Below are 25,344 nucleotides of genomic sequence, written 5' to 3' on the forward strand. Positions count from 1 at the left end.
TGCAGGCGAGGGTGCAAAGGAGAAAGCTATGAACCAGATTTATTTGGACTACAACGCAAGTACGCCAATCGCTCCAGAAGTTCTTGCAGAAATGTATCCATACCTGCAAGGAAGCTACGGCAATCCATCATCTAGTCATTGGGCTTCCGTTTCGACAAAGGAAGCTATTTTGGAGGCGCGCATAAAAGTTGCTGCTTTACTCCGTTGTTCTCCAGACGAGGTGATCTTTACTAGCGGGGGAAGCGAATCCAATAATCATGCCTTAAAGGGCGTATTTTTTGCACTTAAAGAAAAGGGTAATCATATCATTACGACAACAGTTGAGCATCCAGCCATTTTGAATCCTTGTTCATTTCTAGAGCGCTTGGGAGCAGATGTTACATATATAAACGTAGATGAAACTGGCCGCATATTGCCGGAAGCTATCGAATCAGCCATTAACAAGCGTACTATTTTAATCTCGGTTATGCATGCGAATAATGAAGTTGGGACGATTCAGCCCCTCGGTGAAATAGCCGAAATAGCAAAAAAACATGGCGTATTGTTCCATACGGATGCTGCTCAATCCGTTGGCAAAATCCCGGTACATGTTGATCAATTAGGTGTCGACTTGGTAACGATAGCAGGACATAAACTATATGCTCCGAAAGGGATCGGGGCATTGTATGTGCGTAGGGGAACCAAGATAGAACCCTATAGTCATGGAGCCGGTCATGAACATGGCATGCGCGCAGGAACAGAAAATGTTCCTTACATCGTTGCATTGGGAAAGGCCGCAGAAATGGCAATGCTCATGCAAGATAACAATGAAATGAGTAGATTAAGCGAGTACTTCTTAGAGCGATTGGTTGCGAAATTTGGTAATCTTATCAAGCTGAATGGTCATCCGACTAACCGATTGCCTAACACCTTGAATATAAGCTTTATAGGTTTGGATGCTAATGAAATTCTGAACAAGATTCCCGAAATCGCAGCGTCCACTGGATCAGCCTGTCATGCCGGTATGACAACAATCTCCCCAGTATTAAAAGCAATGCAGATCGATGAAACTGTGGCCCGAGGCGCTATTAGATTTAGTCTAGGAAAGTATACGAATAAGAATGATATTGATCAAGCAATTATGCTATTGGAAGAAGCCATTATCGTCTAAGCTGATGCAGGAAATACTCTAAACACTTACTATCGTGCACAATCGCTTGACTTGGAGTTAACTCCAAGGAGTACACTACTACTGAAGGAAACAATATCTATTTGAAAGTGAGGAACGATTAAATGGAATATGTGAAACTCGGTAATACAGGCTTGGATGTATCTCGGCTATGTCTTGGCTGTATGAGCTTTGGTGTAGCGGAGCGGTGGGTGCATCCTTGGGTACTTGATGAAGCGAGTAGCCGTCCAATCATAAAAAAAGCATTGGATTTAGGCATCAACTTTTTTGATACTGCGAACGTATACTCAGACGGAACAAGCGAAGAAATTGTGGGTCAAGCGTTAAAGGATTATGCCAATCGAGATGAAATTGTTCTGGCGACAAAGGTTCATTTTCGGATGCAGCAAGGCCCAAACGGTGCTGGTCTTTCTCGAAAGGCAATCATGAGTGAAATAGATAAGAGCCTTAAGCGACTCGGAACGGATTATGTAGACCTTTATCAAATTCATCGCTGGGATTACCATACACCCATTGAAGAAACGATGGAAGCATTACATGATGTTGTGAAGGCTGGAAAGGCAAGATACATTGGCGCTTCAGCCATGTACGCATGGCAGTTCCTAAAGGCATTGCATGTAGCTGAAAAAAATGGATGGACTCGGTTTGTATCGATGCAAAATCATTTAAACCTCATCTACCGTGAAGAAGAGAGAGAAATGCTGCCGCTTTGTAAGGAAGAAAAAATTGGCGTCATTCCTTACAGCCCGCTCGCATCAGGAAGATTGACACGTGATTGGTCAGAAACAACGCATCGTTTCGAAACCGATCAAGTTCAAAAATCTAAATACGATGCGACTGCAAATACTGACCGATTAATTGTAGAGCGGGTTGCAGCCATTGCCGAAAAACATGGCGTTCCCCGTGCTCAGATCGCGTTAGCCTGGGTACTACATAAAGAACCAGTAACCGCACCAATTATTGGCGCTACAAAAATGTCGCATCTCGAAGATGCAACAGCTGCAGTTTCCATTAAGCTAACACCAGAAGAAATTGCATCGCTGGAAGAGCCGTATGTTCCACATCCAGTCGTTGGGCCTATTACGATGTAATGAGTGTTTAATATAAGGAACAACAAGAACGCCCGATTGTTTTTTCGGGCGTTCTTGATCTTAAATTAGGGAGTGAAATCTGCATGTTGATAGCCGAAGCAAGCGCGAAATTTGATTTATCACCGGACACGCTCCGCTATTATGAACGGGTCGGTCTTATTCCACGGGTGAACCGCAATAAAAGCGGAATCAGGGATTATACGGAGGAAGACTGCAGATGGGTTGAATATATCAAATGCATGCGTGGTGTAGGTCTTCCTATTGAGATTTTGATTGAATATGTTGCGTTGTATCAACAGGGTGATGAAACCATCGGGGCTAGGAAAGAGCTTTTAATCGAGCAGCATAAACTGCTAGCCAAAAAAATGGAAGAGATGAAAAAAGGATTAGAACGTATGGATGATAAAATTGCAAGATATGAACAGACAATATTAAAAAAAGAAAAAATGCTAAGTAGATCTAAGACGCAATAGTCCATCGAACCCCGATCGTTTTATTGACATTGATTCATGTAGGGCTTCACATAAATATTCGGTTAATAGAAAAATTCAGATGAATGTGATAATTTATTAATTATGACTTGCATTTGAAAAGGTGGTTTGTAAACGTTATGGAGCTCGTTTTTCCAAAAGTAGAGACTGTGGAAGAAGTCTCGGCTTTAGCGCAATTGGCATCGGAAATTTGGAATGAATATTTTGTAAGCATTATAACAAAAGAACAAATTGATTATATGGTGGATAAATTCCAATCGGATCATGCGATTACGAATCAAATTGAAAATCAAGGTTATGAATATTTTTTCATGAATATACATGGCCATAATATCGGCTACTTGGGGATAAAACAAGAACAAGACAAGTTGTTTTTAAGCAAGTTTTATATACGCAAAGAGCATCGCGGAAAAGGTTATGCAAGTCAGGCTATGGCGTTCTTGGAAGAGATATGTAAAGATCGAGGGTTAGGTATGATATGGCTCACGGTAAATCGCTATAATGATACAACGATTGCTGTGTATGAGAAAAAAGGGTTTAAATCAGTTCGTACTCAGGTGGCTGATATAGGAAATGGTTTTGTGATGGATGATTTTATAATGGAAAAAGAAATTGGATTGGAAGAAGTCGAGTGACAAGGGGGTTTTGGTGAATGGAGAAGTTTGAGTTCATGTTGAACAAATATGCTGAATTAGTCATTAAGGTTGGTGTGAACGTTCAAGTGGGGCAAGTGCTTATCGTACATGCCCCGATTGAAACGGCTGTACTAACGCGATTAATTGTAGCAAAAGCTTATGAGGCAGGAGCCAAATATGTCATTGTAGAGTGGGATGACGATGCAATTACTCGCGTTCGGTATGAGAAGGCATCAGATGATTCCTTCGATTATTATCCACAGTGGCTTGCCGATAGCATGGTGCATTTTGCTGAAGAGGGCGGAGCTATACTGCATATTAAAGTGCCTAATCCAGAGCTGTTTCGCGGCATCGATTCTGCAAAAGTATCGGCTGCGGTCAAGTCCGCTGCTGTCGCGCGAGAAGAATATTCAAAGTATACGCGGAATAGCAAAATTAGCTGGTCGCTGATCAAGGCACCAACTCGTGCATGGGCGGATAAAGTGTATGCCGATCTTCCGGAGGAGCAGCGCGTGGATGCGATGTGGGAAGCTATTTTCCACATGGTGCGAGTAAATACAGATGATCCTATTGCCGCTTGGCGTGAGCACATTAATCATTTGAAAACAAGCCAGGATCTTCTTAATGCGAAACGCTATAAGAGTCTGCATTATCGCGCGCCGGGAACGGATCTGCGAGTACAACTGCCTGAAGGACATATTTGGCGTGGCGGCGGCGGGGAAAATGAGAAAGGTGTTTATTTTGTTGCGAATATGCCAACTGAAGAAGTGTACACCATGCCTCATCGTACCGGTGTGAACGGCACGGTAAAAAGCACATTGCCACTCAATTTGAACGGCAGGTTAGTTGAAGGAATCACGTTTACGTTTAAGGACGGCAAAGTGGTTGCTTATGATGCCGAATCGGGACTTGAACATTTAACTTCATTGCTCGAAACGGATGAATGTGCATCCTATCTCGGAGAGATGGCATTAGTGCCACATGATTCCCCAATATCGAACTTGAATAGAGTATTTTATAATACAGGCATTGACGAGAATGCTTCCTGTCATTTTGCACTGGGAAGTGCTTATCCTGTCAACCTGGAAGGTGGAACGAAGCTCTCCAAAGAGGAACTACTGGAGCGAGGCGCTAACGTAAGTCTTACACATGTTGACTTCATGATTGGTTGCGCCGATCTCGCTATTGATGGAGAACTGCCTGACGGCACAATCGAGCCTGTCTTTCGTCAAGGGAATTGGGCTTACTAGATGTAGAGTGCGGGAAGTGACTGATTCGTGTGCTCTTGAAGCGCTATAGAGAAAGGTTAGCATATCAATTGATGTGCTAACCTTTTTTTGTTAATTAGAGTGTTAATTTAGAATAAGGAGAACCAGCAGTCCGCGCCTCTACCATAGAAAAACCCGACCATTAAGAGGTCGGGTTTTTATTTGTTGTACGCCAAAAAATGGCGTGAACTCTAGGCTTTAAATTCAAAAGGTGGCTGGCATGGTTGAACTATCTATTGCGTCTAAATAAAATCTTGGTATGATTCCTTTATGAATGTTAACGGCAAAAGCCCTCCGTTAAGAAGTTGAACAATCTGTACCAAGTCTTTGTTATTCTGGTTATATTAATTAGCATCGAGAAGTTTTCCTAGATGGTGAAGAAGGGGATATCCTATGAAATTGCAGGCTGCCGGCAAAGCGAAATGGTTCGTCTATCAGAAAATTGTCATCGTATTTATCGTGTTTCTTGTTCCCCTCATTTCGATGAATATTTGGGTCAATTACAAGGGCATGTCGTTTTCGAAAAATACAATGCTGGATTCCGCCGAAGCGGGAGCATCCTTTTATGCGAAGCAGCTGGACAAGGAAATGTATTTTATTCGCAATCAGCAATTAGGCTTTATTAACGGTGAAGATTTGCAAAAGCTTAGCTTCAGGGGAGGAAGCCTTGGGAAATATGATGAGGTTAGACTCATTGAGCAAGTGAAGGATCGATTGAGCTTTCTTATGAATTCGAGTGAATACGTACTTAATGCAGGCGTTTATATTGCTTCAGAGGGTAAAACCATCTCGATTTCAAATGGGGTTACCAATACGCCAAATGATGAATACGAGCTTATTTCTAAGCTTATAGGCGTTGCAATTAAGCCCTCTTTTTACCTGGATGGTGATCGGATCTTCTTTATTGAGACGGCAAATAATGATGGCATATGGTCGTATATCGAAATTTCTAAAGTGAAGCTGCTCGAAGAGCTGCATACCATTACTACCCTCTATCAGGAGTCAGAGGTTTTGCTTGGGAACGAGGGTTTGGGGAGTGTGTTTGCGACTACGCAAGATGCGCAAGCTATTATTGTACAGCAACAGCTGGTTAAATTACCTTATGAGCAAGATGACAATATGTCCAAAATGGAGAAGGTAAACGGCATCCGTTATTTTGTTATCCATAATTTTGTAAGCTCTTTAAATCTGTCATTAATTATGTATGTGAATCAGAACGAGATCACTAGATCATTAAGCCAGTTTTATACGCTGTATTATTTGCTGTTCAGCATTACCATTATCATTCTTTTGCTTTATTCATTCTCTGTAAACGTCATGATCCATCGCCCATTGTCCAATCTAGGCAAGGCGTTTCGTATGATAGAAACAGATAATCTGAACTTAGTGATCGAATCCAAGACAAAGGATGAATTTCATTATTTATTTCAAAGCTTTAATCGGATGGCACATCGCTTGAAGGTTTCCATAAAGGAAAACTATGAACAAAAGATAGCGCTGCAGCACTCGGAATTAAAGCAGCTGCAATCTCAAATTAACCCTCATTTTTTATACAACAGCTTTTTTAACATTTATATGATGTGTAAGGTAGGCGATTCGGATAGTGCGGCGGAGCTCTCCCAAAAGCTGGGAAGCTATTATCAATACATTACAAGAAGCGGTTCTGATGAAGTGCTGCTTAATAAGGAATTTCAGCATGCGCTCGATTATTGTGAGATTCAATGTATTCGCTTTTCCAACCGTATTTCGTATGAATACACGGAGATTTCGGATCAATTGCATACCGTTTACGTTCCAAGACTTATCATTCAGCCGATCGTAGAGAATGTATTTGATCATGCCTTTGAAGATGGTACGATGAACGGAGTTGTCTATATTGGAGCCAGCTATCAGGATGATATCGTACGCATCACCGTAGAGGACAACGGCAGTTTATTAACAGATGATAAAATTGAGCAGTTGCAGGAGCAGCTTGCAGTCAAAACGAAGCAGATTGAGAAAACGGGATTAATTAACGTCAGCAATCGCCTAAAATTAATTTATGGAGCGGACAGCGGCTTATTTGTCTCCCGAAGCCAATACGGCGGATTAAAAGTGGAGCTTATCATACATCTTGAGAATAAGGGGGCACAATAATGTACCGATTGTTAATAGTAGATGACGAGCCTGTCATTGTGAATGGCCTAGTGCAGCTTTTTCAGGGAAACAAAGACTTTGAGCTGGATATATGCAAAGCCTATTCCTCTGGTGAAGCGCTTGAAATAGCAAAAAAGACGAAACTGGATATTTTGATCAGCGATATTCGTATGCCTCAGAAGAATGGCCTGCAATTGGTGGATGAGATGGTATACTATTGGCCCGCATGCCGAGTCATTTTTCTTACAGGGTATAGCGAATTTGATTACGTATACGAAGCGTTAAAGAAAAACGTAGAAAACTATATTTTGAAAACAGAAGGCATTGAGCCTATTTTCCAAGCGGTAAAAGAGGTAATAGGTAAGCTGGAAGAAGAGAAAAGCGTTAAGCTGCAGCAGGAGAAGGCGCAAAGACATATTCAAATCGCCGAGCCTTATCTAAAAAAAGAAATGATGGAAGCTATGCTTGACGGAGAGCCGCTTCCTTCTTTATTGACTGAGTCCATTTATGCAGAAGTGGAATTTGGCATTGCTGCTGAGCGCCCCGCTTTCTTCCTGGTAGGACAAGTGGATCGGCTTGAGGTTGAAAATTTAAAGGTGCTGGAATCGGTGCAGCGGATTTTTGACAATCATTTGCCGGCTTCCATAGCTAGAGAGAAAGCTATCTACAATGGCAGCTCACTTCTATGGATTCTTCAAGCGGATGAGGAATTATTGGGACGTTTTCGAGGGAATCAACCAGATGAGAATACGAAGGAGCAAGGCATCGCATCCTATATGAAAGGCATTCTTGAGCTTGTACAGAATGAATGCGTTGAGGTTCTCTCGGCTTCAGTTTCATTCGGCATTTCTGGAAATTTGTTAGGAAAGTGGGATACGCTCCATCTCCAAGTGGAAGCTGTTCGTGCAATGATTCAGAAAAGAGCGGCATTTGGCCAAAAAATGGTTATTGTTGATTACGAAAAATCGAATGCTTCTGAATCCGATATGAGCGGAGAGATGAAGCAAGAAGAATTTAAACAATTGCTTATCGAACAAATTCATCAATATGTTCATAACAATCTTTCTAAGGATGTGTCTCTAACGGCTATTGCGGACGAGGTGCATTTTAATCCATCCTATTTGTCTCGCTATTATAAGCAGATCACAGGGCATAATCTATTAGAGTACATTCAATCTACAAAAATGACCGTTGCCATCGATCTGATGATGAATACTTCCTTGAAATTAAATGAAATTGCGAGTAAGGCGGGTTTTGACTCGGCTTCGTATTTTACGACTTTTTTCAAAAAAATGACGGGTCTATCACCTCAAGAGTATCGAAATTCGCAATAAGTAAAAAATTCAAAAGCGATGTAAAAAAAGTGAAATTGAAACCGCTTTCCCTCTCGAAATATAATAAACACAGGGATCAGGGCTACTAACATTATCAAAAGGGGGAAGTGTTCCATATGAAAAATTATAAGACAATGAAGATGATTTTGTTGTTATCGCTGTCTGCTTCAGCCATTACAGCATGCTCCAGCCAAGGAAATGACAAAGGAAACACATCCACTTCTAAACCGTCAACAGAGAACAACCAGACTGAAGTCACTCCGCCAGATCCATTCGGTAAATACGCTGAACCGGTTACGGTTACAGAAGTGCTTGGATTTAATCCACCTGAGGATTCAAGAACGCCAAAAGGAATTACACCAGATCAAAATGCTTACTTTAAAGATTTAAAAGAGATGATGAACATCGAAGTGAAATATAAATGGACCGTGCCTTCCAGCCAATTTGAACAAAAGTTCTCACTTGCGATGGCATCGGGCGACCTGCCTGATATTTTGGAGCTGGACCCGAAAAACTTCGAAAAGCTGAAAAAGCAAGATATGCTCGCTGATCTGACAGAAGCATATGAGCAATATGCATCTCCTACACTTAAGAAATATATGGAGTCTGATGGCGGCTTTGCAATGAAGACTTATAACGCAGACGGCAAACAGCTGGCCATTCCAGCTTTTGAAGATCCATTCCTATCCACGCAGCTGCTTTGGATTCGGAAGGATTGGCTGGATAATTTGAACTTGCAAGCGCCTACGACAATCGATGAGCTGGAGAAGGTTGCAGAAGCATTTGTGAAAAACGATCCAGATCAAAACAAGCAAAATGATACTTATGGTATTTCATTGCAGAAAACGTTGTTTTTCTGGGGCTTTGATGTAAGAGGATTGTTTAACGGATTCGGAGCTTACCCATCCATTGGTGATGCTCAAACGGCTTGGATCAAAAATGGTGAAGATAAACTAATACCGGGCCTTATTCAACCTGAGGTGAAGACGGCACTTAGCAAGCTGCAGTCTTGGTACCAAAATGGCATTCTCAATAAGGAGTTTGCGCTGAAGGATGAGAACAAAGCAGTAGAAGATCTTACTTCGGGCAAGGTAGGTATTTCCTACGGAGAATGGTGGTACCCGAACTGGCCGCTTAATTTAAATATTGACAAAGATCCGAAGGCTGAATGGATTGCTGTTCAAATTCCAGGGCTGGACGGTCCAGCAAAATCACTCGTTCCGAAAATTCGCGCTGGCAAGGTTTTCGCTGTAAACAAAAAAGCGAAAAATCCAGAAGCTGCTATTAAAATGATCAACTTCTATATCGAAATGGGTAACAAACAATATTTAGAGAAAAACAAAGCCGAGAATGGTTATGTATACAACTGGTTTAATCCACGTATCTACAACCCGGCTCAAATTGAAACCATCTATACAGAAGTAAACAAAGCACTCGACGCTAAACAAACTGAAATTACGCTGGATGATGAGAACTACAAGAACGTGGCGGACGTATTCAAAGCAGGAACCGATTTCCTCGCAGGCAATACAAAAGATGCTTCCAAAGGCGTCAATTGGGGTCAATATTACAGCCGTGCAGCAAAAGATGGCGGCTGGGGAACGACGCGTAAAATTAAAGAAAGCGGAGCGTTTGTAAACAATGAATTCTATGGCCTTCCTACAAAAACACAAGTAGAAAAAGGTGCTCAGCTTGATAAGCTTATGCAGGAATCCTTTACAAAGATCATTATGGGCGCTTCCATTGATGAATTTGATAAGTTCGTTGCAAGCTGGAAATCGCTAGGCGGCGATGATATTACAGCAGAAGTTAATGCATGGTACGGCGAGCAAGCGAAAAATTAAATCTTAAATCAATCAAAAGCGGGAGAGACGAGTCGAGGAGTCGACAACTCCTCCCGCTTTAAAATTAGCAGCTGGTTAGGAGGGTCATCTATGAGAACGCTGAAAAAAGAATATGTACTACATTTGATGTTACTGCCCGGTGTTATCGCTACTTTGATCTATGCATACGGTCCTATGGCTGGCCTTGTGATGGCTTTTCAACAATTTGAACCATTATCCGGTTTTTTTAAATCTGAATTCGTAGGCTTTGACAATTTCCGTTACGTATTTGCGTTGCCGGATTTTGGTCAAGTGCTTTGGAATACGATCATTATTGCGATTTTCAAAATGATCCTGTTTTTGCTTGTTCCTCTTATTCTTGCGTTATTGCTAAATGAAGTAACAAGAAAATGGTTCTCAGGTTTCATTCAATCTGCCATCTTCCTTCCGTTCTTTCTGTCATGGACCGTGCTTGGCGGAGTCGTAATTGAATTGTTCTCGCTGAGCGGACCTGTTAATGGCTTGTTAACCGAAATGGGATTTCAGCCGATTATGTTTATGCTCGACAATGACTGGTTCAGAGGCATTGTCATTGGATCAGATGTGTGGAAAGGCATGGGCTACAATATGATTGTTATGCTCGCTGCCATTGTAGGCATCAATGCAACGCTTTATGAAGCAGCAGAGGTTGACGGAGCAGGCAAATGGAAGCAAGTGATGCACATTACGCTTCCAGGCATTTCCCCCATACTCATTTTGCTTGGCGTATTAAGCTTAGGCGGAATTCTAAATGCTGGCTTCGAACAAATTCTAATTATGTATAACCCGACCGTTTATGAAGGCGCAGATATCATTGATACATTCGTTTATCGACTAGGGATGTTCAGCCAGCAATTCGGACCGGCAGCGGCAATCGGCCTCTTTAAATCGGTCATTTCATTAGGGTTAGTATCCATTACCTACTATGCGGCTTATAAACTTAACAACTACAGAATATTCTAGAACGGAGGTAATACAGTGATACACAAACCATCAATCAGTAGAAAGCTTTTTGTCGTCTTCAATACGTTGTTGTTAACAGCTATCACGCTGCTTGGTATTATCCCGTTTATTCATTTACTCTCCATCTCACTTAGCTCGAATACGGCTGCGATGGCAGGAGAAGTTAAGCTTTGGCCTGTCGGCTTCTCCTTGGATGCCTATCAATACTTGGGAGAGAAGGTTGAGTTCTTCCGATCATTATGGGTATCCGTACAGCGGGTCGTGCTTGGGACGGCTGTTAATATGCTGCTTGTATTTATTACCGCTTTTCCGCTTGCGAAATCTAATCATCAGTTTAAATTTAGAACCCCTTATGTATGGTTCTTTGCGATAACGATGTTTTTCGGCGGCGGATTGATTCCTACGTATATCATTGTCAAAGATACAGGCATCATTGATTCGATTTGGGCGCTCGTTTTGCCGGGTGCTTTGAATGTATGGAATATGGTGCTCATGCTGAATTTCTTCAGATCCATTCCGAGAGAACTGGATGAGGCAGCGACAATTGACGGTGCGGGACACTGGCGTGTGCTTTGGCAAATTTATTTGCCTGTATCGCTTCCTTCGATCGCAACGATTGGCTTGTTCACGATTGTTGGGCATTGGAACTCTTGGTTTGATGGCATTCTTTACTTGAATTCACCAGAAAAGTACCCATTGCAAACGTATCTGTCTACATTAATTATGTCGATTAATGCCCAAATGTCTTCCATGTCTATTGAGCAGCTTAAAGTGATGGACAACTTAAGCGAGAAGACACTTCGAAATGCGCAAATCTTTATGGGTGCTTTGCCCATTATGCTCGTATATCCGTTCTTGCAAAAGTATTTTGTTAAAGGCATGACCGTAGGAAGCGTCAAGGAATAGATAGACTTACAACATCGAGGAGAGATTAATTATGAAAAAAGTAACGGTTGCCATAATTGGAGCGGGCTTGCGGGGTGTCAACTATTTGGAGTATGCTCTTGCTCATCCTAATGAGCTGCAAGTTGTAGCTGTTGCAGAGCCGGTTGCAGAGCGCAGGGAGAGCTTCCAAGCTAGACATAACATTGCAGATAATATGTGTTTTGAGAACTGGGATGATTTTTTCGCTATGCCAAAACTAGCCGATGCCGTACTCATCTGCACGCAAGATAAACAGCATTTTGATCCGACAATGAAAGCACTTGAGGCAGGTTATCATGTGCTGCTTGAGAAGCCGATGTCTCCCGATGCCAAAGAATGTTTGCTTATGGGAGAAAAGGCGTCTCAGTTAAATCGAGTGTTTTCGATTTGTCATGTGCTTCGTTATACGAATTTCTTCTCTACCATTAAAGAATTATTAGAAAAAGAAACAATTGGTAAATTAATGTCTATCACGCATAATGAAAATGTAGGGTTCTGGCATCAAGCGCATAGCTTCGTAAGAGGAAATTGGAGCCGGAAAGAGGATTCTAGTCCAATGATTCTAGCGAAGTCCTGTCATGATCTGGACATTTTGCTCTGGTTGGCTGGTTCGGAATGTGTTCGTGTATCCTCCTTCGGATCACTCTCACATTTCACAGCCGATCAAGCGCCGGCAGGAGCGCCGTTACGCTGCTTAGACGGGTGTCCAGTGGCAGACGAATGTCTCTACTACGCGCCTAATTACTATTTAACAGAGGATACGAATTGGCCAACTTCGGCAATTAGTAATGATCTGAGCTATAGTGCGCGTTATAAGGCGCTTGAGGAAGGACCTTATGGCAGATGCGTCTATCATTGTGACAACGATGTTGTTGACCACCAGGTTGTGAATTTGGAGTTTGCGAATTCCGTCACTGCAGCATTTACGATGAGCGCATTTACTAGAGATGTCAGCCGCACAATCAAGCTTATGGGAACCAAAGGTGAAATCCGCGGCGCCATGGAGAAAAATGAAATTGAAGTGATCCACTTTGGCAGCGGCAAGATTGAGCGAATCTCATTTGAAGATATGGGAGGTCATGTTGGCCACGGCGGCGGTGATATGGGTTTACTCAAGGATTTCTTAAAGCTGGTAAGAGAAGATGGCAAGAGTGAGGGACTTACCTCGGCAAGTCAATCCGTTCAAAGCCATTTAATGGCCTTCGCGGCGGAGCAATCAAGAGTAGATGGAAACAGCATCAATCTCAAAGATTTTGCAGAAAGCATTCTAATTTAAAGAGGTGCAAGATGTATGAATAATCCAGTTCAATTTGAGACGAAACTACTAAGCTCGTTGGCAAAAGTATTCGCAGATGAGACGCCAACCGAACAAGCCTTTCAAAGCGCTTCTGCGCTTTTCGGCGAAACCTATTCCTTCCAAGTCGCATACACCTCAGATACTCTCTTAAAAAATATAAATGTAAACATCGACTCCGACCTTGCAGACCATATTTTGATTAGGTCTGTTGGGCTGGCTCCTTCGGAGATGCCATGTTTCACAAATCCTGATGATAACGTCCTGCGCACGACACCGGGACTATATCCAGATCCATTATATGAGCTGAATCAACAATCCATTAATGCGGTACCTGAGCAGTGGCGTTCCATTTGGGTGAGCGTGGAGCTTGATGAATCTGTCGCTGCGGGTGTTCATTCCATTCAATTCTCCTTCCAATCAGAGGAAGGGGAGTCCTTAGCGGTATCCGATACATTTCAATTGACAGTCATCCCTGCTGCATTGCCCGCGCAGCAGTTAATTCACACGGAATGGTTTCATGTGGATTGTATTGCAACGCAGTACGGTGTCGAAGTCTTTAGTGAAGCGCATTGGACGCTTCTGGAACGTTATGTGGACGCGATGGTCAAGCACGGCATGAACATGGTATTGACGCCACTCTTTACGCCGCCGCTCGATACCCTTGTTGGAGGTGAGCGTCCAACTGTCCAACTGGTGAAAGTTGATGTGGAGGGAGATACTTATACATTTGGCTTTGATCAACTTACGCGGTGGGTAACGATGTGCAAGAAGCTGGACGTGAAGTACTTTGAGTTTTCACACTTGTTTACGCAATGGGGAGCAAAATGCGCTCCGAAAATTATGGGAACGGTACAAGGAGAAGAGAGAAAACTATTCGGCTGGGAGACGGATGCATCCTCTGAAGCTTATCGCAGCTTCTTGGATCAATTCCTGCCGAGTCTTGATCGCTACTTGAAAGAAAATGGACTGGATCAGCAAAGCTGGTTCCATATTTCGGATGAGCCGGACCTCAGTCAATTGGAATCCTATCAGGCTGCAAGCCAGATCGTGCGTAAGCATTTGTCTGATTATCCTATTATGGACGCGCTGTCTGATTTGGATATGTATGAGCGGGGTCTAGTGCAAAGACCGATTCCGGGGAACAATCATATCGAACCGTTTCTGGAGCATGGCGTTCCGGATTTATGGACCTATTATTGCTGTGCGCAGCATCAAGAAGTGTCCAATCGTTTTTTTAACATGCCTTCCTCTAGAAACCGGGTTATTGGGCTTCAGTTGTATAAGTTTGGATTGAAGGGCTTTCTGCATTGGGGTTTTAATTTCTGGTATTCGCAGTACTCCATCGATCAGAAGCTGGATCCCTATCGGTCAACGGATGCAAAGCTTGCGTTTCCTTCGGGAGATTCCTTCTTGGTTTATCCTGGCGAAGAGGGTCCAATTGAGTCTATTCGCTTGGAAGTTCTCTATGAGGCGATGCAAGACTTGCGCGCACTCGAGCTGCTAGAGCAGAAGATTGGCAAAGAACAGACGATAAAGCTGTTGGAAGAGGGTTTGCAAGAACCATTGACGTTCTCTGTTTATCCAAAGGGCAGTGGAGAATGGCTGTTAGCGACAAGAGAGAGAATCAATCAGGCTATAGCGAGTCATTATGCTTAATTAATGATTTAACTATTTTATAAGGCGGGAAATAAATGACTACATTTAATTATTCAGGATCTTCATTTTATTATAATGATCAGCCGATACGTCTTCTCTCAGGAGCTTTTCATTATTTCCGAACTGTACCTGAGCATTGGCAAGATCGACTTGCAAAATTAAAAGCCTGCGGGCTCAATACCGTGGAAACGTATGTCCCATGGAATCTTCACGAGCCGAAGAAAGGCCGATTTTATTTTGAAGGCATGGCGGATATCGTTCGTTTTATTGAGCTGGCTGGAGAAATCGGGCTGCATGTTATTGTTCGACCAGCGCCTTATATTTGTGCGGAATGGGAATTTGGCGGATTGCCATCTTGGCTGCTGGCGGACCCTGATATGCGCCTGCGCTGCTACCATAAGCCGTTTCTAGATCATGTAGATGCTTATTATGATGTGCTGCTTCCGAAATTAAAACCGCTTCTATGCACCAATGGCGGGCCGATCATCGCGATGCAGGTCGAGAATGAATATGGAAGCTATAGCAATGACAAACGCTACTTGATTCATCAAAAAGAAAGCATGATTGCACGTGGAATAGACGTTCTGCTATTCACCTCCGATGGACCTGAAGATGCAATGCTGCAAGGCGGTATGATCGATGGTGTTCTGGCAACGGTGAATTTTGGTTCTCGGCCAGCAGAAGCGTTCGAGAAGCTTAAACAATATCAACCGGATGCGCCATTTATGTGTATGGAATATTGGAACGGTTGGTTTGATCATTGGGGGGAGGAGCATCATACCCGTCCCGCTGAGGATGTCGCGAGTGTGCTTGATGAAATGCTTAGTCTGAACGGGTCCGTTAATTTCTATATGTTCCATGGCGGAACAAACTTTGGTTTCTACAACGGAGCGAACGGCCATACGGCGGATAGCTATGAACCTACGGTGACTAGCTATGATTATGATGCCTTGCTAAATGAATCCGGTGAACCGACCGCTAAATATTATGCGGTGCGCGATGTTATCTCCAAATATGTGGATGTACCTGCATGTGAATTGCCAGCTCCGATCGCTAGGAAAGCGTATGGACAAGTGAAAATGACCGAGCAAGCTTCATTAGCGGCTAATTTGGACAACATCTCTGCACCTATTTATACGGCATACCCTGAGACAATGGAAAAACTGGGGCAGGATTACGGATTTATTCATTATCGTACGTTTATTAGCGGACCACGTCCTAAAGATCAGTTTTTCTTGCAAGACGTGCATGACCGCGCACAAATTTTCATTAACGGACAGCCGGCTGGTGTTCTGGACCGCGTTCATACCGATGTGAAGATAGAATTTGAAGTGCCTGCTGAAGGAGTAGAGGTCTCTATCCTTGTTGAGAATTTAGGCCGAGTTAATTACGGACCTTATATGAAAGACCGGAAAGGGATTACCGAAGGGGTACGTTTTGGGCGCCAGTTCTTGTCGGATTGGACGACGTACAAGTTACCGCTAACGGACTTATCGGGTTTGCAATTCGGGAACATCACGGAACAAACAGGTCCGAGCTTCTTCCGAGGAACGTTAATTGTGGATGAGCCATGTGATACTTTCCTTAGTTTGGAAGGGTGGACCAAAGGTGTCGTGTTTATCAATGGTTTCAATCTGGGTCGTTATTGGGATATTGGACCGCAGAAGAGATTGTATGTGCCAGGTCCATTATTGAAGCAAGGTGATAATGAGATTATTATCTTTGAATTGCATGGAACGACGGATAACACAGTTAGCTTCTTGGACCAACCTGATTTAGGCTCTTAAAATAAGACAACTATAAATTGAATTGAATAACCAGTATATATYGAACGGAAATAAATGACTTGGGCAAGGGCGTAGGCACAAATGTGCTTACGCCCTTATTCATGTTTCAACTTGTATTAGGGAGAGAGTAAATGAATTATAAATTTGGATATAAAGAATCAGATCGATTATTAATTATTAATGCGGATGATTATGGAATAACATGGGGAACCAATGAGGCTATTCATACATTATTTCAACAGGCTGCCATTACCTCAACTTCAATAATGATTCCCTGCCGAGCAGCTAAAGAAGCTTTAAGCAAGGGTGATATTCAGACTATCGAGCAGGCCGGAATTCATTTGACATTATCAAGTTCAGAGCATCAAGGATATAAGCCTGTGTATCATGAGAATCCGCTCTACAGCCTTGTTAATTCAGTTAATGAATTCTTTACAGATATCGCATTTTTAGAGTMCAATGCTGATCTGGATGAGGTTAGGCTTGAAATGCGAGCTCAAATTACATATGCGATTTCTCAAGGGATTGATCCCACTCATCTTGACAGTCATGCAGGGAGTATCTTTGGTCTAAACACAGGACGTGATTTTTTGGATATAGCATTAGATTTATGCCAAGAGTATCAACTGCCCTTTAATTTCCCTAGAAGAATTCTAATGCAGCCGTTTATAAACGAAGAGCAAAAGGAGAGGTTTTCCGAACGAATTTCTTCAGCGGACAGGCGCGGTATTTTCCTCATTGATGATATCATTTCTCTTCCCTATTGCCTTAGCACGAATGAAGAGCACGAGACGGTGAAGGCGCAGTTTGTATCCATGATCAAAAACCTAAAGTCTGGTATCACCCAGTTAACTGTTCATCCGTCTATCATTACTGATGAACTGAAGCAATTAACAAACTGTTATATGGAAAGGGAAATTGAATTCCGCTTACTCTGTGATTTGGATATAAAGCAGCTCTTCCTAAAGGAAAACATCAAGCTCATTTCGTGGAAGGACATTCGTGACCTACAACGTTCAATTAATGGGTAACAGCGTATTGTTTAACTCTGATCATTCCATAAATAAAGTTGAAGCCCGATAGCTTGGTTCTAGAGTTTATCGGGCCTCATAATCAGAATATTTACAGTGTTTATGAAGGAAGAAGAAGCAAACTAGATGCTGCTTTTTCTAGTTTTGGCTGCGTTGTTTCTCCTGCATTTCCAAATAATTGCGCATCCGGCGCATATTTTCTGGTGCGTCCATAGGGTCAGCGGCTATCATTTCGATGATACAGAGTCTTCCTGTACATTCCCTCTCCGCTTGAATTATAGCCTGATCAAGCTCTCCATAGGTTCGTACTGTCACGGCAAACGCATCGCCTCCAAACACTTCGGCAAGCTTAGTGTATGACCAGCGCGGAATTTTGTTATATTGCTGATTCTCTGTTTTGACATTTAAATATTTCTCGATTGTGTAGCCATCGTTGTTCAAGATGAAGATAATAGGCTTGCATTCATAATAGAGCATGGTGCTAATCTCTTGGGCTGTCAACTGCAAGGAGCCGTCACCTGTAAATAACAACACCCGCCGATCAGGTGCAGCGACGTTGGCACCGTATGCGGAAGGTGTGGCATAACCGATCGCCTCCCAGCCACCTTGCGCAATATATGTTGCATTGCGCGGCAGTCTCACCTGCGCCATCCCGTTGTAAAACGTGCCGGTCTCGGCGACCACAATATCCCCTTCCTTCAGCAACTTCTGAAAACGCGGGTAATAATTGGCCGCAGTTAGTGGGTCACCGGCACTGCCAGTTATTTGGTCGTATGGGAATGTCGTTTTTCCCGCTAAACCTTGGCCTATGTATCCAATATTCTGCACCGCAAGCAGCATGTCGGCTGCTAATACATTCGGATATTCCGCTTCTGCGACCTTGACCATGCCCGGTTGAATATTGATAGTCACGAGCGGGTTTAGCTTCGCAGTGAAGTTCGCGGTATTATTGTCCGCCCATACCATGCCTACTGCAATGACACAGTCTGCATTTTCTACTGCGGTTTGGACTTCAGAACTTCCGAATGAACCTTCGTACATCCCAATATAATTCGGATGGGTTTCGTCAAATGCCCCTTTGCCGAACATCATTGTTGCAACAGGTACGTTCATCGCATCGGCTAGATGCCGAACTGCGGTTACGAGGTCGAAACGCATGGTTTTGACATCAACCAAAATGATCGGCCGATGGGCACGCTCCAGCAGTTGGCGGGCATGTTCCGTTGCTGCCTGAAGAGTTTTCAGATTGGACATTGGACGCGGGGGTACCGGCTCACTTCGTGTCATGATCGGCATGGTCACTAGATCATCAGCCACAACGAGGTACACTGGCTTTTTCTTTTCCTTCGCAATACGAATGGCGGCAGGGATTTCAATCTCAGCGTTTTCCGGTGTCAGTACTGCAGTATAAGCCGTAATCTGCTCGTACACTTTGTGGAAGACGTCAAAGTTTCCATCCATTAGAGTGTGATGCATCAGCTTATGTTCCTTTTGATCCTTATCGGGAGGCGCACCTACTATATGAATTAGCGGCACATGCTCGCTGTTAGCTCCTGCTATCGCATTACAAGCACTAAGCTCTCCGACTCCAAAAGTCGTAATAAGAGCGGATATGCCTTTAACTCTTGCATAACCATCCGCCGCATAACCTGAGTTTAATTCGTTCCGTCCACTCATAAACCGGATGCCGTTATAGCGCTCCAGCGTATCCAATAGTGTAAAGTTGTAGTCTCCAGCAACGCCAAAAATTTCGGTAATGCCCTCCAGCTGTAGACAATCGAACAAGTACTGGCCTACTGTTTTTTGAGTCGTGCGAGTTTGCAGGTTAGCACTGCCAGCCGCTGTCATCGTTTTCATTTTCCGCTCACTCCCAATTCTTATCAGTCTGATCCTGTATAAGATTCCCATTTCATTGGACTGGTTATTCACTAAGGGTTTTTCTCATACGCTGGTACATCGTTATAATTAAAATAGGTAATAGCCTTATCAAAAAAAATCATATAAAATAAAATTACTCTTTTGAAAGTGAGCTGAAGACAGATGATGTGGTCACCACTCTTTGAAAACGATGTACCTGTAGTTATTCTTCCTTAACGGTAGAAAACTACAACTCCGTTAAGGACAGGAACTGTCTAGGAAAACGGAGGGTACAAAATGAAAAACACTTTATTAGGTTCTTTATATTTATCACTCGCAGCTAGCATTTGGGGCGGGATGTATGTTGTTGTAAAACATGTGGTAGACTTTGTTCCACCACTTGAATTAGTGTGGATTCGTTATGTAATTGCGATTTTATCATTGCTATTTATTGGCGTTGTAACGAAACAATCATGGCGGATTGAAAAGCGTGATTTATTATTAATTTTCTTCATTGGACTTATTGGAAATACAATTTCTATCATTACCCAAGAAGTAGGTACGATGCTTTCTACAGCACAAATGGGTGCTATTATTACTTCAACGACACCAGCATTCATAGTGCTATTTGCACGTATCATTTTAAAAGAAAAGATCACGTTTAAAAAAGCAATTTCAATTATTTTAGCAACAATAGGGGTAAGCATTATTGTCGGAAATGCCAATATCGATTCATCCCTACAGCTTGGTGGTGTATCACTGCTTATTGCCGCCCTTACTTGGGCGCTTATGTCTGTTCTTATTAAGCGGGTACCCAGGAACTATTCACAAATTGTTGTAACTTTTTATACAACCCTTGTAGCCATTGTTTTACTTACACCTTTCACCGTTACTCGATTGCCGGAGCTTGATTTTCAAGCCTTGATGCATCCATCTATATGGGGCGGACTATTGTACTTGGGAGTTATTTCGACAGCCTGTGCCTTTTTACTGTGGAATCGTGGGCTGCAAATGCTTAATGCTTCGAGTGGCGGATTATTTTTCTTTTTCCAACCTATAGTTGGTGCTTTTTTAGGCTGGCTATTGCTAGGTGAACAAATTGGCTTATCATTTTGGATAGGTACTATACTCATTTTTATTGGTGTGTTATTAGTCATTCGCGAAGAATGAATCGAAAAAGCTGATCAGCGCTATTGCCGATCAGCTTTTTTTTACTGTGAGAATTCCTTTTTTTTATCCGCAGGCAACCAAACTTTAGTTTATTTTAGACAATTGCAATTGGTTGGCCACACGCCGAAATTTGATAAACGAAAAAACTCTCCACGGAATGATATAACCGAAAGCTACTAGCATGAATAAAGCTGTTTTACCTTGAGGATCCAAGTCGGACAATTCTTGACGCAGAGCAAACCGTATGAACACAATACCTATGAAAGCTGCGATAAATCCCCAGTTTTTCTTAGAATAAATCAAATTGTCATCTCTCACTTCGTAATTAGTCGTCCAAATCAATGGGATGGAAAATATAACGCCAAGCCCGAAGGCTATTCCAAAAGCCCAAGCCGGTTCATTCACGTTAGGGTTAATAATTAAAGACAGGCCAGGGATTATGAATAATAAAGGAATCAGTAAACGAATCCCGTTCCCCCGTATTGGACGGTACATGCTTCTCGTTCTTCTCCACAAAACTAAAACGGCTATAAAAGCGATCATCATATAAAAAGTGTTTCCGTTCATTTTCTCGCTCACCTCATCGATTTGATACTTTTATCTTAATTGTTTTGGCATGCCTTATTTAGTGATAAAGGTAATTTTCTTAATATGACGATAGTCATTTTATGGGGTAGTGATGTAATCGGGCAGCGATCTTCAAGAGATTTCATTATCTAATGGTGGGGTAATATTGATTATCTAAAGAAAAAGACCACACATCTCATTTATAAGAATAAATGAAACTCGATCGAATAAGATCGGGTTTTTCTTTATCAGCTTCTTGAATCGATTCGCATTCGTATAAGTGACTTTCTTCGTATCGAGTTTGATCCAGTAGTTCGTTTGTAGCAACAATATTTGAAGCAGTTTTATAGAACTCATTAGTAGTACGATCTTTTTTATATTCAAAGCATTAATTAGTGTGCTATAATGACTTGTCGATAATGATAATCAATATCATTACAAAATACGGAGGGAATACGATGCATCAAAGAAAGAGAACGGATTATGTAAGCCAGGGTGGTAATTGGAATCAAGGAAGGCATCAGAAATTCGCCGGGCTAATGATTATATTACTGTTGGCAGCCATGATTAGCGCTTGCGGCAATAACACGAATGCGGGTGAGAAAGCTAACTCTGGCAATGCCACGGAGCCTGTACAAACGGACAGTCCTCAGTCTACCGCACAAGCAGAGGAGAAGAAGCCGCAAACGATCAAGCACGCGTACGGAGAGACGCAAGTTCCGTCCAATCCAAAACGGATCGCTGTAATCGGACTTGAAGATATTACATTGTCATTGGGAGTCCCGCTGGTATATGCGTATGGCTTCAACGGCTATTATTTAGAAGATCAGTTAAAAGAATTGAAAATCCTAATGTCTGGCAGCTCAGATACGAATCAGAATCTGGAGCAGATTCTGGAATCAAAACCGGATCTAATCCTGCTTCAACAGTATTTTACCGATCAGGCTGGCTACGATGAACTTAGTAAAATTGCTCCAACGCTTCCTTTTACTCCGGATGATTGGAAAACCAATATAACTGAAATCGGAAAAATATTGGGGCTGGAGGAAAAATCACAGGCGGTAATTCAGGCGTATGACGATAAAATAAATGAAGCTAAAGCAAAGATATCTTCTGCAGTTGGAGCGGACAATAAGGTAGTCTTTATTCGTCCATCAGTCAAGGATCTGCAGGTGTTTTTCCCTAGCTTTAACAAACTGATCTATGAACAATTGGGTTTAGTTCCTGATACGAGTATTGCAGCATTTCAGAAGGAATCATCTGATGATTGGGGAATGAATACGTCGCTGGAGAAGCTGCCTACGATTACGGCAGATTACATATTTGCTATTTATGGTGGATCGATTGACACAGCGGAGGATTTCGCGAAAGAGGAAGCTGCTTCAGCGGAAGTTGAGAAGCTCAGTGTTTGGAAGTCGATGCCTGCTGTCAAGGAAAATCATGTGTTCAAAGTATCGGCTAGACATTGGATGTCTTCGGGACCAATTGCGGAAGGCAGAGTCATTGACGATGTTGTGGCTGCGGTTACGAATAAATAATAAAAGGAGTCCCTCGAATCAAAGGCCGCTTCAATTGAAGCGGCCTTTGATTTTGTTGAACAGGCTCCGATCCCAGGACTTCATTATCCGCTGAACCATCATGTATTAGAGTTACTCTACGCTTTTCCTCATATCCATGAATCTTATTTCTTGTCTGGAGCTTCCTGCTATTCTAGTTTCCAGTTTGACCCCCGGTTCTACAACCCCATAGCTTTATCCGTGCCCAGCATGCTAATTCTCGTCAGCTGAAGAGCCATGTAATTAGCGCTGTATTTCATTCCGTTGTCATACCACTTCTCTACTACCCCAATAATAGAAGAGCAGAGATAATCCAAAAGAACGTCCATGGGAATAAGCATCTTTTGTTCGAGTTTGAAATGGGAGATGATAATGAACTGGCTTTCTCTAATAACCTCCAGCATACGGCTTCGAACTGCATTATCCTCAATTCGCTTGAACATAATCGTGTAAAATCCTGCATGAGTCTGAAGATGATCGAACAACGTGACGAAATAAGGATGAGGACTGTCTATCGTATTAGAAAGTACGGAATGGCTTACTCTAGAGGCTTCAAGCTCTTCGGATAACAAGGTTAGCTTCTCTTCAATAACGGCATGAAGGAGATCGAATTTATCTTTGTAATGGGCATAAAAGGTTGATCGATTAATTTCGGCATGTTCCGTTAAATCGGCTACAGAAATATCGGGAAATCCTTTTACTCTTAGAAGGGAAACGAAGGCTTCCGTTATGACCTTCCGTGAGCGGATAATTCTACGGTCTTCTTTGGATGGCTGAAGCATGTTATTAACCTCCTTCAGATAACAAACAAAATGGTCAAATATGTTGTTTAACCAACAAATAGAAGTCCATGTTTAAGCGAGCAAATTCCGTGAATTTAAATCTTACCAGTAATAAAAAGGTCGAATAGATATATTCTATTGTTGTTTGTTTTTGAGTAATCAAACATAGATCGTTGTTTTGTTGTTTAAAGGACATAAGAACTAAAACTGATGGTTGAAAACATTGAAGAAATTGGATAATATCACAACATGAATAAAAACATAGTATTCTTATCGGAAAAAGAAGTCAAGGAGAATCCGTTCAATGACAACGAGAGGTGAAAAGTTTCTAAAAAGCCTTAAGGATGGTCGAAAGGTTTGGCTTGAAGGCCAAGCGGTGGATGATTTGCCCACACATCCCGCGTTTCAAGGCACGCTCAAAACCATCACAGGACTATTTGATTTGCTGGATGATCCGCATCGCAGAGATGAAGTTGGATACTTGCAGCCATCATTAGGCCGATATGTTCACAGTTCGTTTCTAGTGCCTTATTCGAAGGAGGATATTTTAACAAGAAGCAAAGCTTTTACCTGTTGGGCGAAAGAAACAAATGGCATTATGAGCCGTTTATCCGATTACGGAAGGTCCATGATTACGGGATGGTACGCGGATAGAGCGGAAATCAGCAAGAGGGATTCGGGATTCCAAGCGAAGATCGAGAAGTATTACGAATCGGCCAGAGATAAAGACTTGTTCCTTACGACGGCTATACTGGACCCGCAGATCGATCGTTCCCGTGAACTGAGCGATGAGCGTATTTCAGAAAGATTCCTTCATGTTGTGAAGGAAACGAGCGAAGGCATTATTGTGCGCGGAGCGAAAATGATTGCCACAGGAGCGCCGTATACTCACGATTTCATTATTTTCTCCTTTTTGCAGCTGAAGAAGGAGAACAAGGAGCATTCGCATGTACTCATTGTTCCGGCAAATTCGAAAGGGCTGCATATTGTTTGCCGGGAATCGTTCGCAGATTCGAGAGAAAAGGAACATATTTTGAGCTCCCGATATGAGGAAATGGACGCCGTGCTGTTTTTCGACGATGTTCTGATTCCATGGGAACGCGTATTGCTTTATGGCGACTCAGAATCTGTATTGAGTCTGCGGAACAACAAAACGGCGAATTCGCTCGCTTTCCATCAAACGGTTGTGAGGTCCGTCGCAAAGCTTGAATTCGTAACAGGACTTGCTTTCGCAATATCGGAATCCATTGGGGTAACTGGCTTTCTACACATTCAGGAGAAGCTTGGCGAGCTGCTGACGCAAGTCGATACGATGCGCGCGCTGGTGATCGCTTCTGAGACGAAAGCTGCGCAAAATGCTTCGGGAGTTTGGTTGCCTGAGATTTCCTTCATCGATACGGCAAGGAATATTGGAACGAAGATTTATCCGAGAGCGATAGAGATTCTGCAGCAAGTCGGAGGAGGAGGGTTCGTTCAAACCCCGTCCAGCATGGAAGACTTCTATGGTCCGATCTCCAAATTCATGCATCTGTATTTCGAAGGCGCCTCTGTCAGCTCGGAGAAAAAGGTAAAGTTGTTCAAGCTGGCATGGGATTTAATCGGCAGTCCGCTCGGCTCACGCCATGAATTGTATGAACGTTTCTACGCAGGCGATCCCGTTCGCTCGTACGCGAATCAGTATTTGAACACAAATAAAAGTAGTTATATCGATCCGATATGGAAGCTATTACAGGAAACGAGCAAGGGATAGATGATCAACCTATATCAAA

20 protein-coding genes are annotated in these 25,344 nt (G+C 42.6%); 17 read left to right on the forward strand and 3 right to left on the reverse strand.

The features are described 5' to 3' along the window. Nucleotides 1–28: 28 nt before the first annotated feature. The 14 genes from AC1DM9_RS03850 to AC1DM9_RS03915 all read left to right on the forward strand — a co-directional run bounded on the left by AC1DM9_RS03850 (nt 29) and on the right by AC1DM9_RS03915 (nt 17,643). Complete coding sequence (locus AC1DM9_RS03850) at nt 29–1,150, forward strand: cysteine desulfurase family protein (protein ID WP_477578617.1); 1,122 nt, start codon at nt 29–31, stop codon at nt 1,148–1,150. A gap of 122 nt (nt 1,151–1,272) precedes the next feature. Further along, on the forward strand, nt 1,273–2,259 hold the full coding sequence (locus AC1DM9_RS03855; RefSeq protein ID WP_477578619.1) for an aldo/keto reductase: 987 nt from the start codon (nt 1,273–1,275) through the stop codon (nt 2,257–2,259). An 83-nt stretch (nt 2,260–2,342) separates the two neighbouring features. Beyond that, complete coding sequence (locus AC1DM9_RS03860) at nt 2,343–2,732, forward strand: MerR family transcriptional regulator (RefSeq protein WP_339204343.1); 390 nt, start codon at nt 2,343–2,345, stop codon at nt 2,730–2,732. A gap of 137 nt (nt 2,733–2,869) precedes the next feature. Then, nucleotides 2,870–3,385, forward strand: a complete 516-nt coding sequence (locus AC1DM9_RS03865; RefSeq protein WP_477578621.1) for a GNAT family N-acetyltransferase — start codon at nt 2,870–2,872, stop codon at nt 3,383–3,385. Between the two features lie 17 nt (nt 3,386–3,402). Beyond that, nucleotides 3,403–4,635 carry an aminopeptidase gene (locus AC1DM9_RS03870; RefSeq protein WP_477578623.1) on the forward strand — a complete coding sequence of 411 codons (1,233 nt, stop codon included), beginning with the start codon at nt 3,403–3,405 and terminating at the stop codon, nt 4,633–4,635. 411 nt (nt 4,636–5,046) lie between these two features. Further along, nucleotides 5,047–6,789, forward strand: a complete 1,743-nt coding sequence (locus AC1DM9_RS03875; RefSeq protein ID WP_477578625.1) for a sensor histidine kinase — start codon at nt 5,047–5,049, stop codon at nt 6,787–6,789. Further along, the gene (locus tag AC1DM9_RS03880) at nt 6,789–8,123 is read left to right on the forward strand and encodes a response regulator transcription factor (RefSeq protein WP_477578627.1); all 1,335 of its coding nucleotides are present in this window, start codon (nt 6,789–6,791) and stop codon (nt 8,121–8,123) included. Before AC1DM9_RS03875 ends, AC1DM9_RS03880 begins: the two co-directional genes overlap by 1 nt. A gap of 116 nt (nt 8,124–8,239) precedes the next feature. After that, the gene (locus tag AC1DM9_RS03885) at nt 8,240–9,967 is read left to right on the forward strand and encodes an extracellular solute-binding protein (RefSeq protein WP_477508950.1); all 1,728 of its coding nucleotides are present in this window, start codon (nt 8,240–8,242) and stop codon (nt 9,965–9,967) included. Between the two features lie 90 nt (nt 9,968–10,057). Beyond that, nucleotides 10,058–10,948, forward strand: coding sequence for an ABC transporter permease (locus tag AC1DM9_RS03890; protein WP_477508949.1), 891 nt, complete (start codon nt 10,058–10,060; stop codon nt 10,946–10,948). A gap of 18 nt (nt 10,949–10,966) precedes the next feature. Next, nucleotides 10,967–11,854 carry a carbohydrate ABC transporter permease gene (locus AC1DM9_RS03895; protein ID WP_430060443.1) on the forward strand — a complete coding sequence of 296 codons (888 nt, stop codon included), beginning with the start codon at nt 10,967–10,969 and terminating at the stop codon, nt 11,852–11,854. 31 nt (nt 11,855–11,885) lie between these two features. Further along, nucleotides 11,886–13,148: a Gfo/Idh/MocA family protein gene (locus AC1DM9_RS03900; protein ID WP_076267644.1), complete on the forward strand. Its 1,263-nt coding sequence runs from the start codon at nt 11,886–11,888 to the stop codon at nt 13,146–13,148. 15 nt (nt 13,149–13,163) lie between these two features. After that, a complete protein-coding gene (locus AC1DM9_RS03905; protein ID WP_477578629.1) occupies nt 13,164–14,825 on the forward strand; it encodes a DUF4091 domain-containing protein in 1,662 nt (553 codons plus the stop codon). Nucleotides 14,826–14,860: 35 nt separating this feature from the next. Further along, the gene (locus AC1DM9_RS03910; RefSeq protein WP_477578631.1) at nt 14,861–16,612 is read left to right on the forward strand and encodes a beta-galactosidase; all 1,752 of its coding nucleotides are present in this window, start codon (nt 14,861–14,863) and stop codon (nt 16,610–16,612) included. 131 nt (nt 16,613–16,743) lie between these two features. After that, entirely contained in the window at nt 16,744–17,643 is a 900-nt protein-coding gene (locus tag AC1DM9_RS03915) for a polysaccharide deacetylase family protein (protein ID WP_477578633.1), read from the forward strand. Between the two features lie 138 nt (nt 17,644–17,781). Here the strand turns inward: AC1DM9_RS03915 and AC1DM9_RS03920 are convergent, their stop codons facing one another. After that, nucleotides 17,782–19,500: an alpha-keto acid decarboxylase family protein gene (locus AC1DM9_RS03920; protein ID WP_477508945.1), complete on the reverse strand. Its 1,719-nt coding sequence runs from the start codon at nt 19,498–19,500 to the stop codon at nt 17,782–17,784. Nucleotides 19,501–19,797: 297 nt separating this feature from the next. On the opposite strand from AC1DM9_RS03920, the gene AC1DM9_RS03925 reads away from it, so the two are divergent. Beyond that, nucleotides 19,798–20,670 carry a DMT family transporter gene (locus AC1DM9_RS03925; RefSeq protein ID WP_441880313.1) on the forward strand — a complete coding sequence of 291 codons (873 nt, stop codon included), beginning with the start codon at nt 19,798–19,800 and terminating at the stop codon, nt 20,668–20,670. A gap of 84 nt (nt 20,671–20,754) precedes the next feature. Here AC1DM9_RS03925 and AC1DM9_RS03930 read toward each other — a convergent pair whose 3' ends face one another. Beyond that, a complete protein-coding gene (locus AC1DM9_RS03930) occupies nt 20,755–21,249 on the reverse strand; it encodes a CcdC family protein (RefSeq protein ID WP_477578635.1) in 495 nt (164 codons plus the stop codon). Nucleotides 21,250–21,695: 446 nt separating this feature from the next. Here AC1DM9_RS03930 and AC1DM9_RS03935 point away from each other — a divergent pair, with 446 nt between their 5' ends. Next, complete coding sequence (locus AC1DM9_RS03935; protein ID WP_477578637.1) at nt 21,696–22,775, forward strand: ABC transporter substrate-binding protein; 1,080 nt, start codon at nt 21,696–21,698, stop codon at nt 22,773–22,775. 197 nt (nt 22,776–22,972) lie between these two features. Here the strand turns inward: AC1DM9_RS03935 and AC1DM9_RS03940 are convergent, their stop codons facing one another. Then, nucleotides 22,973–23,575 (reverse strand): TetR/AcrR family transcriptional regulator, encoded by a 603-nt coding sequence (locus AC1DM9_RS03940; protein WP_076267651.1) that lies wholly within the window; start codon nt 23,573–23,575, stop codon nt 22,973–22,975. A 304-nt stretch (nt 23,576–23,879) separates the two neighbouring features. Between AC1DM9_RS03940 and AC1DM9_RS03945 the strand changes: the two genes are divergently transcribed. Then, complete coding sequence (locus AC1DM9_RS03945) at nt 23,880–25,325, forward strand: 4-hydroxyphenylacetate 3-hydroxylase family protein (protein WP_477578639.1); 1,446 nt, start codon at nt 23,880–23,882, stop codon at nt 25,323–25,325. Nucleotides 25,326–25,344 lie beyond the last annotated feature (19 nt).

The organism is Paenibacillus sp. 01T431 (genome assembly GCF_056398625.1).

Excerpts from the sequence above, each read along its gene's own strand:
- AC1DM9_RS03850 (WP_477578617.1), top strand. The coding sequence starts at position 29 with ATGAACCAGATTTATTTGGACTACAACGCAAGTACGCCAATCGCTCCA.
- AC1DM9_RS03855 (WP_477578619.1), top strand. The coding sequence starts at position 1,273 with ATGGAATATGTGAAACTCGGTAATACAGGCTTGGATGTATCTCGGCTA.
- AC1DM9_RS03860 (WP_339204343.1), top strand. The coding sequence starts at position 2,343 with ATGTTGATAGCCGAAGCAAGCGCGAAATTTGATTTATCACCGGACACG.
- AC1DM9_RS03865 (WP_477578621.1), top strand. The coding sequence starts at position 2,870 with ATGGAGCTCGTTTTTCCAAAAGTAGAGACTGTGGAAGAAGTCTCGGCT.
- AC1DM9_RS03870 (WP_477578623.1), top strand. The coding sequence starts at position 3,403 with ATGGAGAAGTTTGAGTTCATGTTGAACAAATATGCTGAATTAGTCATT.
- AC1DM9_RS03875 (WP_477578625.1), top strand. The coding sequence starts at position 5,047 with ATGAAATTGCAGGCTGCCGGCAAAGCGAAATGGTTCGTCTATCAGAAA.
- AC1DM9_RS03880 (WP_477578627.1), top strand. The coding sequence starts at position 6,789 with ATGTACCGATTGTTAATAGTAGATGACGAGCCTGTCATTGTGAATGGC.
- AC1DM9_RS03885 (WP_477508950.1), top strand. The coding sequence starts at position 8,240 with ATGAAAAATTATAAGACAATGAAGATGATTTTGTTGTTATCGCTGTCT.
- AC1DM9_RS03890 (WP_477508949.1), top strand. The coding sequence starts at position 10,058 with ATGAGAACGCTGAAAAAAGAATATGTACTACATTTGATGTTACTGCCC.
- AC1DM9_RS03900 (WP_076267644.1), top strand. The coding sequence starts at position 11,886 with ATGAAAAAAGTAACGGTTGCCATAATTGGAGCGGGCTTGCGGGGTGTC.
- AC1DM9_RS03905 (WP_477578629.1), top strand. The coding sequence starts at position 13,164 with ATGAATAATCCAGTTCAATTTGAGACGAAACTACTAAGCTCGTTGGCA.
- AC1DM9_RS03910 (WP_477578631.1), top strand. The coding sequence starts at position 14,861 with ATGACTACATTTAATTATTCAGGATCTTCATTTTATTATAATGATCAG.
- AC1DM9_RS03920 (WP_477508945.1), bottom strand. The coding sequence starts at position 19,500 with ATGAAAACGATGACAGCGGCTGGCAGTGCTAACCTGCAAACTCGCACG.
- AC1DM9_RS03925 (WP_441880313.1), top strand. The coding sequence starts at position 19,798 with ATGAAAAACACTTTATTAGGTTCTTTATATTTATCACTCGCAGCTAGC.
- AC1DM9_RS03935 (WP_477578637.1), top strand. The coding sequence starts at position 21,696 with ATGCATCAAAGAAAGAGAACGGATTATGTAAGCCAGGGTGGTAATTGG.
- AC1DM9_RS03940 (WP_076267651.1), bottom strand. The coding sequence starts at position 23,575 with ATGCTTCAGCCATCCAAAGAAGACCGTAGAATTATCCGCTCACGGAAG.
- AC1DM9_RS03945 (WP_477578639.1), top strand. The coding sequence starts at position 23,880 with ATGACAACGAGAGGTGAAAAGTTTCTAAAAAGCCTTAAGGATGGTCGA.